This is a genomic window from Pseudomonas reactans, from assembly GCF_013385825.1.
In the GTDB taxonomy this organism is placed as follows: Bacteria; Pseudomonadota; Gammaproteobacteria; order Pseudomonadales; family Pseudomonadaceae; genus Aquipseudomonas; species Aquipseudomonas reactans.
In genome coordinates this window covers 308,201-321,314 of the sequence record NZ_JACAPG010000012.1, presented here as the reverse complement: position 1 = coordinate 321,314, position 13,114 = coordinate 308,201, and the positions used below count along the sequence as shown (strand labels likewise).

The 13,114-nt window shown below is 61.1% G+C and carries 13 protein-coding genes; 5 read left to right on the top strand and 8 right to left on the bottom strand.

Annotated elements, in window-relative coordinates; genetic code table 11:
• Positions 1–57: 57 nt before the first annotated feature.
• Together HX868_RS15515 and cysK are read right to left on the bottom strand one after the other, a co-directional pair.
• Positions 58–996 (bottom strand): aspartyl/asparaginyl beta-hydroxylase domain-containing protein, encoded by a 939-nt coding sequence (locus HX868_RS15515; protein WP_177003454.1) that lies wholly within the window; start codon positions 994–996, stop codon positions 58–60.
• 85 nt (positions 997–1,081) lie between these two features.
• A complete protein-coding gene (cysK, locus tag HX868_RS15510; RefSeq protein WP_177003453.1) occupies positions 1,082–2,056 on the bottom strand; it encodes a cysteine synthase A in 975 nt (324 codons plus the stop codon).
• Positions 2,057–2,182: 126 nt separating this feature from the next.
• On the opposite strand from cysK, the gene HX868_RS15505 reads away from it, so the two are divergent.
• The 3 genes from HX868_RS15505 to HX868_RS15495 all read left to right on the top strand — a co-directional run bounded on the left by HX868_RS15505 (position 2,183) and on the right by HX868_RS15495 (position 5,495).
• Positions 2,183–3,259: a DUF748 domain-containing protein gene (locus HX868_RS15505; protein WP_177003452.1), complete on the top strand. Its 1,077-nt coding sequence runs from the start codon at positions 2,183–2,185 to the stop codon at positions 3,257–3,259.
• A 212-nt stretch (positions 3,260–3,471) separates the two neighbouring features.
• Positions 3,472–4,317 carry an AAA family ATPase gene (locus HX868_RS15500; protein WP_003210690.1) on the top strand — a complete coding sequence of 282 codons (846 nt, stop codon included), beginning with the start codon at positions 3,472–3,474 and terminating at the stop codon, positions 4,315–4,317.
• Positions 4,317–5,495: a vWA domain-containing protein gene (locus HX868_RS15495; protein ID WP_177003451.1), complete on the top strand. Its 1,179-nt coding sequence runs from the start codon at positions 4,317–4,319 to the stop codon at positions 5,493–5,495. The genes HX868_RS15500 and HX868_RS15495 overlap by 1 nt, the downstream gene beginning before the upstream one ends.
• Before the next feature lie 102 nt (positions 5,496–5,597).
• On the opposite strand, the gene HX868_RS15490 is transcribed toward HX868_RS15495, so the two are convergent.
• From HX868_RS15490 to HX868_RS15480, 3 genes are read right to left on the bottom strand one after another with little or no spacing between them, the layout of a single operon-like run.
• Complete coding sequence (locus tag HX868_RS15490) at positions 5,598–6,503, bottom strand: 5-oxoprolinase subunit C family protein (RefSeq protein ID WP_177003450.1); 906 nt, start codon at positions 6,501–6,503, stop codon at positions 5,598–5,600.
• On the bottom strand, positions 6,500–7,204 hold the full coding sequence (locus HX868_RS15485; protein ID WP_177003449.1) for a 5-oxoprolinase subunit B family protein: 705 nt from the start codon (positions 7,202–7,204) through the stop codon (positions 6,500–6,502). The genes HX868_RS15490 and HX868_RS15485 overlap by 4 nt, the downstream gene beginning before the upstream one ends.
• The gene (locus tag HX868_RS15480) at positions 7,201–7,941 is read right to left on the bottom strand and encodes a 5-oxoprolinase subunit PxpA (RefSeq protein ID WP_177003448.1); all 741 of its coding nucleotides are present in this window, start codon (positions 7,939–7,941) and stop codon (positions 7,201–7,203) included. Before HX868_RS15480 ends, HX868_RS15485 begins: the two co-directional genes overlap by 4 nt.
• 175 nt (positions 7,942–8,116) lie before the next feature.
• On the opposite strand from HX868_RS15480, the gene HX868_RS15475 reads away from it, so the two are divergent.
• Complete coding sequence (locus HX868_RS15475) at positions 8,117–9,037, top strand: LysR family transcriptional regulator (RefSeq protein ID WP_177003447.1); 921 nt, start codon at positions 8,117–8,119, stop codon at positions 9,035–9,037.
• 110 nt (positions 9,038–9,147) lie between these two features.
• On the opposite strand, the gene HX868_RS15470 is transcribed toward HX868_RS15475, so the two are convergent.
• Genes HX868_RS15470 through HX868_RS15460 form a run of 3 tightly spaced genes read right to left on the bottom strand, consistent with a single transcriptional unit; the run spans position 9,148 to position 11,045 of the window.
• Positions 9,148–9,690 carry a DUF2937 family protein gene (locus HX868_RS15470; protein ID WP_032888750.1) on the bottom strand — a complete coding sequence of 181 codons (543 nt, stop codon included), beginning with the start codon at positions 9,688–9,690 and terminating at the stop codon, positions 9,148–9,150.
• An 11-nt stretch (positions 9,691–9,701) separates the two neighbouring features.
• Entirely contained in the window at positions 9,702–10,478 is a 777-nt protein-coding gene (locus HX868_RS15465; RefSeq protein WP_016975237.1) for a class II glutamine amidotransferase, read from the bottom strand.
• Between the two features lie 30 nt (positions 10,479–10,508).
• Entirely contained in the window at positions 10,509–11,045 is a 537-nt protein-coding gene (locus tag HX868_RS15460) for an MFS transporter (protein ID WP_177003552.1), read from the bottom strand.
• Between the two features lie 25 nt (positions 11,046–11,070).
• Between HX868_RS15460 and HX868_RS15455 the strand changes: the two genes are divergently transcribed.
• Positions 11,071–13,113 carry a S9 family peptidase gene (locus tag HX868_RS15455; RefSeq protein ID WP_177003446.1) on the top strand — a complete coding sequence of 681 codons (2,043 nt, stop codon included), beginning with the start codon at positions 11,071–11,073 and terminating at the stop codon, positions 13,111–13,113.
• Position 13,114: the final 1 nt, after the last annotated feature.

Here is a 13,114-nt window from a genome sequence, read left to right as displayed (position 1 = left end):
CAGATATGAAAAAGGCGCTGCATCTTTCGATGCGGCGCCTTTTTTATACGGCGTGGATCAGCCGAACAGCCACTTCCACAGCAACACCAGCACAACAACAGCCAGCACCGGCCGCGCAATCCGGTAAGCCTTCGGATGCTTGCGCTTCCACTGCTTGACCACGCCGCTGAACTTGTCACTGAAGGTCTTGCTCCAGGCGTACGCCTGGTTGATGCCGCCCACGCGCTCGTCATCCAGGTTCTGCGGCGCAGTGGCGCGACCCAATTGCTTGCTGACCCAACGGTTGACGCGGGTCATCACGCGGTTGCTAAGGGGGCGCTCGATGTCGCAGAACAGGATTACACGGGTCTGCTCGGTTTCGTTCTTGACCCAGTGAACATAGGTTTCGTCGAACATCACGTCTTCACCGTCACGCCAGGCGTACACCTGGCCATCGACAAAGATGCGGCAGTCGTCGGAGTTCGGCGTGGACAGGCCCAGGTGATAACGCAGGGAACCGGCAAACGGATCGCGGTGCGGGTTGAGGTGGCTGCCGCCCGGCAACAGCGCGAACATCGCGCCTTTCACGTTCGGAATGCTGCTCACCAACGCCACGGTTTTCGGGCACAGCGCCTCGGCCGACGGCAGGGGCTTGTCGTACCACTTGAGGTAGAAACGCTTCCAGCCCTTCTTGAAGAACGAGCCGAAACCGGCGTCGTTGTTCTTTTCGGCCGCACGGATGTAACCCTCGTCGAACAGGTGCATGGCCTCTTCGCGGATCACTTCCCAGTTGTCCTTGAGCACATCCAGTTCCGGGAACTTGCTGCGGTCCAGGTATGGCTTGGACGGCACGGCCGAGAACAGGTACATCAAGGCGTTATACGGGGCGAACAGCGCCGAATGGTTGACGAACTGACGCAATACCGGCAAACGCGCCTTGCCGCGCAGGTGCACGTACAGTGTGCTGCCGATAAACACCAACAACACCGACAGCTTGGCCGCTAAAGAAAAGGTCATGCAGCAACTCCTGAAAAAATGCGCCGGGCATCATAAACACTTGGGCCAGTATGCAGAAGGCCCAAGGTGTCAGTGCTGACACACATCAAGCCTGGTTTTCCTGATCGGTAAACAAATCGCTGAAGAGCATGCTCGACAGGTAGCGTTCACCTGAGTCCGGCAAAACCACCACAATGGTCTTGCCCTGCATCTCCGGTTTCTCGGCCAAGCGTACCGCCACGGCCATCGCGGCGCCGCAGGAAATGCCGCACAGAATGCCCTCTTCCTGCATCAGGCGCAGGGCCATGGCCTTGGATTCGTCGTCGGTCACCAGCTCCACGCGGTCAACCATCGACAGGTCAAGGTTCTTCGGCACGAACCCTGCGCCGATGCCCTGGATCTTGTGAGGGCTGGGCTTGATCTCTTCACCGGCCAGCGCCTGGGTGATCACCGGCGACACAATCGGCTCGACCGCCACCGACAGGATCGGTTTGCCCGCAATATTCTTGATATAGCGCGACACACCCGTGATGGTGCCGCCGGTGCCCACCCCCGCCACCAGCACGTCCACGGCGCCATCGGTGTCATTCCAGATTTCCGGACCGGTGGTTTTCTCGTGGATCGCCGGGTTGGCCGGGTTTTCGAACTGGGCTGGCATGAAATAGGTGGCGGGGTCGCTGGCAACGATTTCGCCGGCTTTCTCGATCGCACCCTTCATGCCCTTGGCCGGCTCGGTCAGCACCAGCTCGGCGCCGAGGGCCTTGAGCACCTTGCGGCGCTCGATGCTCATGGAGGCCGGCATGGTCAACAGCAATTTGTAGCCGCGGGCGGCGGCGACGAATGCCAGGCCGATGCCGGTGTTGCCAGAGGTGGGTTCGACAATAGTCATGCCCGGCTTGAGTTTGCCGGTGCTTTCAGCGTCCCAGATCATGTTTACGCCAATGCGGCACTTCACCGAGTAGCCTGGGTTACGCCCTTCGATCTTGGCCAGGATGGTCACGCCACGCGGTGCGATCCGGTTGATCTGAACCAGGGGCGTGTTACCGATGGAGTGCGCGTTGTCTGCAAAGATGCGGCTCATGACGGGTCCTATTGGGCGGTCTTCTGGAAGGCCACAAGGGTATGCCTCGTGCCGCGAAGCGTCCAGTCGGAGGAACGTTGCGCGCTTCACAGTAGTCAATCTCCTACGAGCAAGGAGGACTGAACCATGAAACGTCGCTACAGCTGGCCACTATGGACCGTCGCCGGATTACTGGTAGTACTTGTCGCCCTGAGCATCGCCCTGCCCTATCTGGTGCGTAACTATCTGAATGAAAAACTCGCCAACATGGGCGACTACCGTGGCCAGGTGGCCGATGTGGACCTGGCCCTGTGGCGCGGCGCCTACAAGATCAACGGTCTGGAGATCATCAAGGTCGACGGCAAAGTGCCCGTACCGTTCGTCAAGGCGCCGCTGATCGACCTGGCGGTGAGCTGGCACTCGCTGTGGTACGACCATGCGGTGGTGGCCAAGGTGCGTTTTATCAACCCCGAAGTGAACTTCGTCGACGGCGGCGCCAACAAGCAGGCGTCCCAGACCGGTAAAGGCACCGACTGGCGCGAGCAGTTAAGCAAGCTGGCGCCCATCACCCTCGACGAGGTTCGCATCGAAGACGGCAAGATCGCCTTCCACAACTTCAGTTCCAAACCACCGGTCAACATCAACGCCACCGAGGTCAACGCCAGCTTCTATAACCTGACCAACGTCGTCGACGTCAAAGGCAAGCGCGACGCTCGCTTCGAGGGCAAAGCCCTGCTGCAAGGCCAGGCGCCGCTGGAGGCCACTGCCACCTTCGACCCGCTAAGCAATTTCGAGAACTTCGAATTCCGTTTTCGCGCCAAGGATCTGCAGCTCAAACGCATGAATGACTTTGCCTCGGCCTACGGCAAATTCGATTTCAAGGCTGGCACCGGCGACGTGGTGATCGAAGCCCAGGCGGAAAAAGGCCAGTTGACCGGCTATATCAAGCCGCTGCTGCGCGACGTCGAAGTGTTCGATTGGCAACAGGACGTGGAAAACAAAGACAAGAATATCTTCCGCTCGATCTGGGAAGCCGTGGTCGGCGCCAGCGAAACCGTGCTGAAAAACCAGGCGAAAAACCAGTTCGCCACCCGTGTTGAACTCAGTGGCAGCGTGCACCAGCAAAATGTCAGCGCGTTCTCCGCGTTTTTGGCGATTTTGCGCAACGGCTTTATCCAGGCCTTCAATGCCCGCTACGAGCAACCCAAGCCCAGCGCGGACTAACCCCTCCCTTGTAGGAGCGAGCTTGCTCGCGAAAAACCCGAGAACACCGCGGGGCATCAGTAGCCCCGCGTCATCGTTGACGCCCTTCGCGAGCAAGCTCGCTCCTACAGCGTTCGTGACTGGCCATTCAGATACTGAATAAGCCGCCTGCGTTCACAGTCGCCGGGGCTGCGCGGTATAGTCCGGGCATTGATGAATGCGAGGAAACACCGATGAAGTTCGAAGGCACCCAGGCCTATGTAGCTACCGATGACCTGAAACTGGCCGTCAACGCCGCCATCACCCTGGAGCGGCCGCTGCTGGTCAAGGGCGAGCCCGGCACCGGCAAGACCATGCTCGCCGAGCAATTGGCCGAGTCCTTCGGCGCCAAGCTGATCACCTGGCACATCAAGTCCACCACCAAGGCCCACCAGGGCCTGTACGAGTACGACGCGGTGAGCCGCCTGCGCGACTCGCAGCTGGGTGTGGACAAGGTCCACGATGTGCGCAACTACCTGAAAAAGGGCAAGCTCTGGGAAGCGTTCGAATCCGAAGAGCGGGTGATCCTGCTGATCGATGAAATCGACAAGGCCGACATCGAGTTCCCCAACGACCTGCTGCAAGAACTCGACAAGATGGAGTTCTACGTCTACGAAATCGATGAGACCATCAAGGCCAAGAAACGCCCGATCATCATCATTACTTCCAACAACGAAAAAGAACTGCCGGACGCCTTCCTGCGTCGCTGCTTCTTCCACTACATCGCCTTCCCCGACCGCACCACCCTGCAGAAAATCGTCGATGTGCACTACCCCGACATCAAGAAAGACCTGGTCAGCGAAGCGCTGGACGTGTTCTTCGACGTGCGCAAAGTACCGGGCCTGAAGAAAAAACCCTCCACCTCCGAACTCGTGGACTGGCTCAAGCTGCTGATGGCCGACAACATCGGCGAAGCCGTGCTACGCGAGCGCGACCCGACCAAAGCCATCCCGCCGCTGGCCGGTGCGTTGGTGAAGAACGAGCAAGACGTGCAGTTGCTGGAGCGTCTGGCGTTCATGAGCCGTCGCGGTAATCGCTGATGCTGCTCAACCTGTTCAACGAGATGCGTGCCGCCAAGGTACCGGTGTCGGTGCGCGAGCTGCTCGACCTGATCAACGCGCTGAAAATGCGCGTGACCTTCGCCGATATGGACGAGTTCTACTACTTGGCCCGGGCGATCCTGGTCAAGGACGAGCGGCACTTCGACAAGTTCGACCGGGCCTTCGGCGCTTATTTCAATGGCCTGGAAAAACTCGACGACCACCTGCAGGCATTGATCCCCGAAGACTGGCTGCGCAAGGAATTCGAACGCTCGCTGACCGATGAGGAGCGGGCGCAGATCCAGTCTCTTGGTGGCCTCGACAAACTCATCGAGGAATTCAAGAAACGCCTGGAAGAACAGAAAGAGCGCCACGCCGGCGGCAACAAGTGGATCGGCACCGGCGGCACCAGCCCGTTTGGTTCCGGCGGCTACAACCCGGAAGGCATCCGCGTCGGCGACGCCGGCAAGCGCCAGGGCAAGGCCGTTAAGGTGTGGGACCAGCGCGAGTACAAGAACCTCGACGACCAAGTGGAACTGGGCACGCGCAACATCAAGGTCGCCCTGCGCCGCCTGCGCAAATTTGCGCGCCAGGGTGCAGCCGAAGAGCTGGATATTGACGGCACCATCGACTACACCGCACGTGACGCTGGGTTGCTGAACATCCAGATGCGCCCGGAGCGGCGCAACACCATTAAACTTTTATTGCTGTTCGATATCGGCGGCTCGATGGACGCCCACGTGAAGATCTGCGAAGAGCTGTTTTCCGCGTGCAAGACCGAGTTCAAGCACCTGGAATACTTCTACTTCCACAACTTCGTGTACGAATCGGTGTGGAAAAACAACCAGCGCCGCACCTCGGAACGCACCTCGACCCAGGATTTGCTGCACAAATACGGCGCCGATTACAAAGTGATCTTTATCGGCGATGCGTCGATGGCGCCGTACGAGATCACCCAGGCCGGCGGCAGCGTCGAGCATTGGAATGAGGAGCCGGGCTATGTGTGGATGCAGCGCTTCATGGCCAAGTACAAGAAGCTGATCTGGATTAACCCGTATCCGAAGGACACCTGGGGGTATACCGCGTCGACGGGAATTGTGCGGGAGTTGGTGGAGGATCAGATGTATCCGCTGACGTTGCGCGGGCTTGAGGAAGGGATGCGCTTCCTCTCCAAGTAACCCCGCACGACCTGTAGGAGCCCGGCTTGCCGGCGATTGCGCCCTTGAGCCTTATGCAAGACGGGCGGACGCCATCGCCGGCAAGCCGGGCTCCTACAGGGGTCAGTGAAAACGCTGTAAGAAGTCGACATGCTGCCGGTGCGCCGTCTCCTGCACCACCGGCGCCAACCGCACCGTCTCCCCCGGTAGGCACTGCGCCAGCCGCGCCAGCGACAACGGCGTCAACGCGCCCAGGCGCGGGTAACCGCCAATCGTCTGCCGATCATTGAGCAACACGATCGGCTGCCCATCCGGCGGCACTTGGATCGCCCCCAGGGGAATCCCCTCGGAGATCAGTGACGGCCCCTGATACTGCAACGGCGTGCCCAGCAGGCGCATGCCCATGCGGTCGGCGCGGCTGTCCAGGGTCCATTCGGTGTTGAACGCATCGAACAGGCTTTGCCCGCTGAACTGGCCGATCTGGGCACCGACGATCACGTCCAATGCAGCCTTGGCCAGGCCTGGATCGCTCAACACCTTCATTGCGCCGCCGACGCCGGAATACGCCAAGCACCCGCCTTCGGCCAGTGCCTTGCCGAAACCGTCCACGCCGCCCAGCTCTTCACGCACAACGGTGGCGCAACTGCCCAACACGTCCGGCGCATCGAACCCGCCCGGCGCGGCCAAGTAAGCCCGCGCGCCATTGAATGGCTGGGTAAAACGCAAACGCTGGCCCTTTTGCAGGATAAAACTGCGGCCTGGGCTGATGGCGCGTTCGTCGATGTAAGCCCCCAAGTCAGCACCGGCGAGGGCCAGCAGGCAATAATCCTCCGCCTGTACGGTAAAACCGCCCAGGGTAATTTCCACCACCGGCGCGTCCAGCGCGTTGCCCAGCAGCCAGTTGGCCCAGGACATCGACACCCAATCCAGCGCGCCGCCCTGGGTCACGCCCAGGTGGCGTACGCCAAAACGGCCAGCGTCCTGCAATAGGCACAGCGGTGTGCTGGCCTCGATGATCAAGCGGCTCATGCCTGCGCCTCCAACGGCGTGTCATCGCCACCCAGTTTGATGAATTCGGCGTGATCGACCGATTCGAAGCGCACCGTGTCGCCCGGTTGCATCAGGCTGTAGCCGTCTCGCTCACGATCGAAGAGTTTGGCCGGCGTGCGGCCTATCAGGTTCCAGCCGCCCGGCGAGACCACCGGATAAGCGGCGGTTTGCCGTTCGGCGATGCCGACACTGCCCGCCGCTACGCGTTTACGCGGGGTGTTGAGGCGTGGCGCAGCGAGGATTTCATCCACCAGGCCCATAAAGGCAAAACCGGGGGCGAAGCCGAGGGCGAACACTTGGTATTCGTGGGCACTATGGCGGCGGATCACGTCGTCGATGGCCAGGCCGCTGCGCTGGCTGAGCAGGCTCAATTCGGGACCGACGCTCAGGTCGTACCACACCGGCAGCACATGGCACTGGCCGCTGCCCTGGGTCTGCGGTTGCAGGTCGGTCAGGGCCTGGTCAATCAATTCCCGTGCCTGGGCTGGGTTCAATGCGCCGAGGTCGTAATGCACCATCAAGGTGGTGTAGGACGGCACCAGGTCGACCAACGCCGCGCCGAAACCGCTGCGCAGGCGCTGGGTGGCGGCGAGCATCCAAGGCATGTTGGCTTCGGCGATTGCATCAAACAGACGCACCATCAGGCAGTCGATGGCCACCACTTCAATCCGAGGCTTCATGCTGACTTCAATGCCTCGCGGATACGCTGCACGGCGGCGACCGAGCTGGCGTTGTCGCCGTGTACGCACAGGGTGTTGGCTTGCAGGACCAGCAAGCTGCCGTCGCTGGCGGTCAGCGCTTCCCCCCTGGAAATGGTCAGGGCTTGCTGCAGGATGGTGTCGGCATCGTGGTGCACGGCGCCGGGCAACTGCCGCGAGACCAGGTGGCCCTTATTGTCGTAGGCGCGGTCGGCAAAGGCTTCAAACCACAGGGTGACGCCATATTCATCGCCTAAGGCCTGCGCGGCGCTGTTGTCGCGGGTTGCCAGCAACATCAGCGGCAGGTCGCCGTAAGCCGCCACGGCCTGGATCACCGCGCGCAATTGCGCCGTGTTGGCCATCATGTCGTTGTACATCGCGCCGTGGGGCTTCACGTAGCTGACCCGCCCACCTTGCGCCCGGCAGATGCCGTCGAGGGCGCCGATCTGATAGTGCAACAGATCCTGGATTTCCTGGGGCGTGTAGGCCATGGAGCGACGGCCGAAACCTTGCAGGTCCTGGTAAGCCGGGTGCGCACCGACTTGCACGCCGTGCTTGAGCGCCAGACTGACGGTCTTGCGCATGATGCTCGGGTCGCCGGCATGGAAGCCGCACGCCACGTTGGCGCAATCAATGAACGGCATGACCTCGGCGTCCAGACCCATAGTCCAGTTGCCGAAGCTTTCGCCGATGTCGCAATTCAGAAGAAGGCGGCTCACGGTAGGTGCTCCTGTAGGCTTTATTTTTTTGTAGTGTGGGATTTTTTACGCAGAACTCGCAACTTGTCCTGACACCCCAACGGCGCTTATCGTGGAATAGCTCGATTTTTGGCGCTGGCCCGGTGCGGCGTCCAACTAATAAAAACCGATCCATGCATAAGAAAAAGTTGATCCCATGAATTTGAAGTTCCTCGAAACCTTCGTCTGGGTGGCCAAGCTCAAGAGTTTCCGCCTGACCGCCGAGAAGTTGTTCACCACCCAGGCGTCGATCTCCAGCCGCATCGCCGTGCTGGAAAGCGAGTTGGGCGTGAAGCTGTTTCTGCGCGACTCACGCGGTGTGAGCCTGACACCGGAAGGCTTGAAGGTGCTCGATTATGCCGAGCAGATGATGGTGACCATGCAGGGCCTGAAGCAGTCCCTGGAGACCACCAGCAGCAAAGTCGGGCGCATCCGCATCGGCGCGATGGACACGGTGATCCACACCTGGCTGAGCCCGTTGGTCGCAGAACTGATGGACCACTTCCCCCTGGTGGAAATCGAGTTGGTCGCCGATACCGCACTGAACCTCAGCGATCAGTTGCAAAAAGGCTTCCTCGACCTGATCCTGCAAACCGACCTGCTGCGCCTCGAGACCGTGCGCAGCCTGGAGTTGTGCAGCCACCCCATGGCCTGGATCGTCGCCAGCCAGTCGATCTACAACCGTGACTACGCCTCCCTGGCCGAACTGGCCCAGGAGCGCATCATCACCTACTCGAAAAACTCCCACCCGCACCAGGACGTGATCAGCCTGATGCAAGCCAACGGCGTGGCCGCGCCACGCATGAACTGCGTGAATTCGGTGTCGGCCATCACCCGTTTGCTGCGCGATGGTTTTGGCATTGGCGCGCTGCCGCCGGTGCTGGTCAGCGAAGAACTGGCGCGCGGCGAATTGGTGATGCTGCCAATGGCGCAGAAACTGCCGAACTTGCAGGTGGTGGTGTCGTGGCGCGTGGGGGTGGAGCTGGTGGAGGAGATTGTGGGGTTGTGCCAGAAAGTGGTGGCGCGGTATGCCCTAGAAGTCGGTGAAGACAGGATGCAACTGACAAAGACCGATTAAACCTGTGGGAGCTGGCTTGCCTGCGATAGCGGTGGGTCAGCCAGCACATCTTTTACTGATCCACCGCTATCGCAGGCAAGCCAGCTCCCACATTAGACCGAGTTGAGCTTTTAGAGCCCCTTCAGGTCCCGCTCTTCGATCGGCCGGCTCTGGCGCAGGCGCTTGCCGCCCAGCACCACCCAGTCGATCAAACGGAACAGGCACTCCAGGCCGAACGACAACAGCATCGCCCCGCCCAGCCCCCAGCCCATGGCCTCGGGTGTCAGCAGGATCTGGTAGCTGTAGCCGTTCCAGGTTTCCTGGCGAATATCCGGGTCCGCCGCCACCGCCACTTGCAGGGCGCGGATGTACCACGGGCCTTGCATGGCCTGGAATTGCTTGTCCAAGGCTACCTGGCGGTCAAGCATGGCGCCCAGGCTGTTGGCGTCGCTCTGGAACACCGGGTCATCACTGGCGCGGTAATGCGCGACCAACGCCTTCAAGTCACCGTTGAAGAACTGCCGTGCGGTGGTTTCAAACCCGCTGAGGCCGGTCTGGGCCTCGATCAGATGAGCTTCGACGCGCTTGGCGTAGTCGTTGATGAACCCCGGCACTTGCACGCCGACCAACAGGCCAATGGCAAACAGCACCAACCGCAGATAACTGAGCAACATGGTCGATATCCTTACTCGGTGATGCCCTGGCTGACGCATTCACCACGTCGCCACAGGCTCCATTGGCCCGGTTCGTAGCGGGTCCAGTTTTCGTTGTCGGTCAAAGGCTCGGTGGCGATCACGGTCACTACGTCGTTGGGCGTGGTTTCGGCCTGAAAATCGACGATCACGTCGACATCTTTCAAGCGTGCCGGTCCAAATGGAGCGCGACGGGTAATCTGCGCAAGCTTGGTCGAGCAATAGCAAAACAGCCAGTCGCCGTCGCTGAGCAGGCAATTGAACACGCCTTTGCTGCGGTATTCGGAACAGGCGGCGATCAGGTCAGGCAGGACTTTTTCAATGTCCACCGGCTCCGGGAAGGCTTCGCGCACGCGGTTGAGAAGATCGCAGAAGGCCGCTTCGCTGTCGGTATCGCCCACTGGACGGTAGAAGGTAGCGCGTGGGTTGAAGTCGGCCAACTGGCCGTTGTGCGCAAAGCACCAGTTGCGGCCCCACAGTTCGCGCACGAACGGGTGGGTGTTGGCCAGGCTGACCTTGCCGACGTTGGCCTGGCGGATATGGCCGATCACCACTTCGCTCTTGATCGGGTAACGCTGTACCAGCAGCGCGACTTCCGATTCGCTGCTGGCGGCCGGGTCCTGGAACAGGCGCAGGCCACGGCCTTCATAGAACGCTATGCCCCAACCGTCACGGTGGGGACCGGTGCGCCCACCGCGCTGCATCAGCCCAGTGAAGCTGAACACGATATCGGTGGGGACGTTGGCACTCATGCCCAATAATTCACACATGCCAGGGCTCTCGCAGCAGGGCGGACAACGTTAAAGGCGCGGTTCGACGCGCAGACCGCTCACGGGTGCGGGACGGCGCAAAGGCAAGTCATCGTCGTCTTGATCCGGTTCGGCAGCCAGCGCGGCATCCGCGGCGGCCTTGCGCTCACGGCGGGCCTTGGCGGCGCGCTCGATGGGCCAACGAATCAGCACAAACACCAGGTACACGCCAAAGGCGATCATGCTGTACATGAACAGATCGGAAATGGCCCGCCAGGCGTTATTGCCGACCTTGAGCACCAGGTCCAGGGCGGTGATGGCCACGGCCGGCGCGAACTGGGTCTTGACCGGGTCGACGATGGTCGGACTGAACAGCAGCACCGCCATCAGCAATTGCAGCGGCTCGCGCAGCCAGCGCCAGATCCAGCGAGTCATGCGCCACCACACCAACAGGCAGCCCAAAGCGGCGAAGGCGTAAAGGCCCCAAGCGGTCAGATAGTCGTTCTCGGTCATGGTGTCCATGGCAAGGTTGGCAAACAGGCGGCTATGATAACGGCTTTTGCGTGTCGCGGCTGCAAAGCCTGCCACCGTCCGCCCGATAGAGAATAATCCCATGCCTACATCGACCGCTCCGATTGCCCGCAAGGCCCAAGGTCCAGATCCGTACGCCTGGCTGCAAGAGCGCGACAGCACTGAGGTGCTCGATTACCTCAAGGCCGAAAACGCCTGGCAGGAAGCGCAACTCGCCGACCAGGCAACGCTGCGCGAAACCCTGTTCGAGGAGATCAAGGGCCGCATTCTCGAAACCGACCTGTCGCTGCCGTCACCGTGGGGCCCGTATCTGTATTACACCCGCACCACCGCCGGTGACGAATACGCCCGCCACTACCGCTGCCGCCGCCCGGCCGACGACAGCAATCAGGTGGACGACAGCAGCGAAGAGATGTTGCTGGACCCGAACGTGTTGGCCAATGGCGGTTTCTTCTCCCTCGGCGCGTTCAGCATCAGCCCCGACCACCAACGCTTGGCCTACAGCCTAGATACCAGCGGTGAAGAGATCTACACCCTGTACGTGAAGGAACTGGCCACCGGCAAAGTCAGCGAACTGGCGTTTGAAGACTGCGACGGCAGCATGACCTGGGCCAACGATAGCCTGACCCTGTTCTTTGGCGAACTGGACGACACCCATCGCCCGCACAAACTGTATCGCTATCGCCTGGACGGCACGGCGGCGCAGGAAGTGTTCCATGAACCCGACGGACGTTTCTTCCTGCATTGCTACCGCTCCAGCTCCGAGCGCCAGTTGCTGCTGTCCCTCGGCAGCAAGACCACCAGCGAAGTCTGGGCGTTGGACGCCGATCAGCCACACCTGGACTTCACCTGCCTGGCACCCCGGGTCGAAGACCATGAATACGATGTCGACCACGGCCAGTTGAATGGCGCCTGGACCTGGTTTATCCGCAGCAACCGCGATGGCATCAACTACGCCTTGTTTGTGGCAACCGACATTGGCGACGTGCCGACCGAAGCTGAATGGCAGAACCTGATCCCCCACAGCGATGAGGTGATGTTCGACGGCGTGAGCCTGAACACCCATGCCATGACCTTGAGCCTGCGCATCGGTGGCCTGCCGGTGATCGAAGTGCACCCGCAGGGCTTGCCGGCCTATCGCGTGGAATTGCCTGACGCCGCCTACAGCCTCTACGTACAGAACAGCCTGGAATTTGTCAGCGACAAGATCCGCCTGCGTTACGAAGCCCTGAACCGTCCGGCCCAGGTGCGTCAGTTGGAACTGGCCAGCGGCGCGCAACAGGTGCTCAAGGAAACCCCGGTACTCGGCGTGTTCAATGCCGACGATTACGTGAGCCAGCGCCTGTGGGCCACCTCGCCAGATGGTACCCAGGTGCCGATCAGCCTGGTGGTCAAGCGCGACCAGTTGGGTAAAACAACACCCCTGTACCTGTACGGCTACGGCGCCTACGGTTCGAGCCTTGACCCGTGGTTCTCCCACGCACGCCTGAGCCTGCTGGACCGAGGCGTGGCGTTTGCCATCGCCCATGTGCGCGGCGGCGGAGAGCTGGGTGAGGCCTGGTACCGCAACGGCAAGCAGGAACACAAGCAGAACACCTTCAGCGACTTTATCGCCTGCGCCGAACACCTGATCGCCGAGGGCCTGACCACCTCCAAACAACTGGCCATCAGCGGCGGCAGTGCCGGCGGCCTGTTGATCGGCGCAGTGCTCAACCAGCGTCCGGAGCTGTTCCAGGCAGCGATTGCCGAAGTGCCGTTTGTCGATGTGCTCAACACCATGCTCGACCCGGAACTGCCGCTCACCATCACCGAGTACGACGAGTGGGGCAACCCGGAACAACCGGACGTCTACGAGCGCATCAAGGCCTATGCGCCCTACGAAAACGTTCGCGCCCAGGCCTACCCGCACCTGTTGGTGATCGCCGGCTACAACGACAGCCGTGTGCAATATTGGGAAGCCGCCAAGTGGGTGGCCAAGCTGCGCGACACCAAGACCGACGACAACCTGTTGCTGCTCAAGACCGAACTGGGCGCCGGCCACGGTGGCATGAGCGGTCGTTACCAGGGATTACGTGACGTAGCACTCGAATATGGCTTTGTGTTCAGGGCGCTGGGGCTGGTTTAAG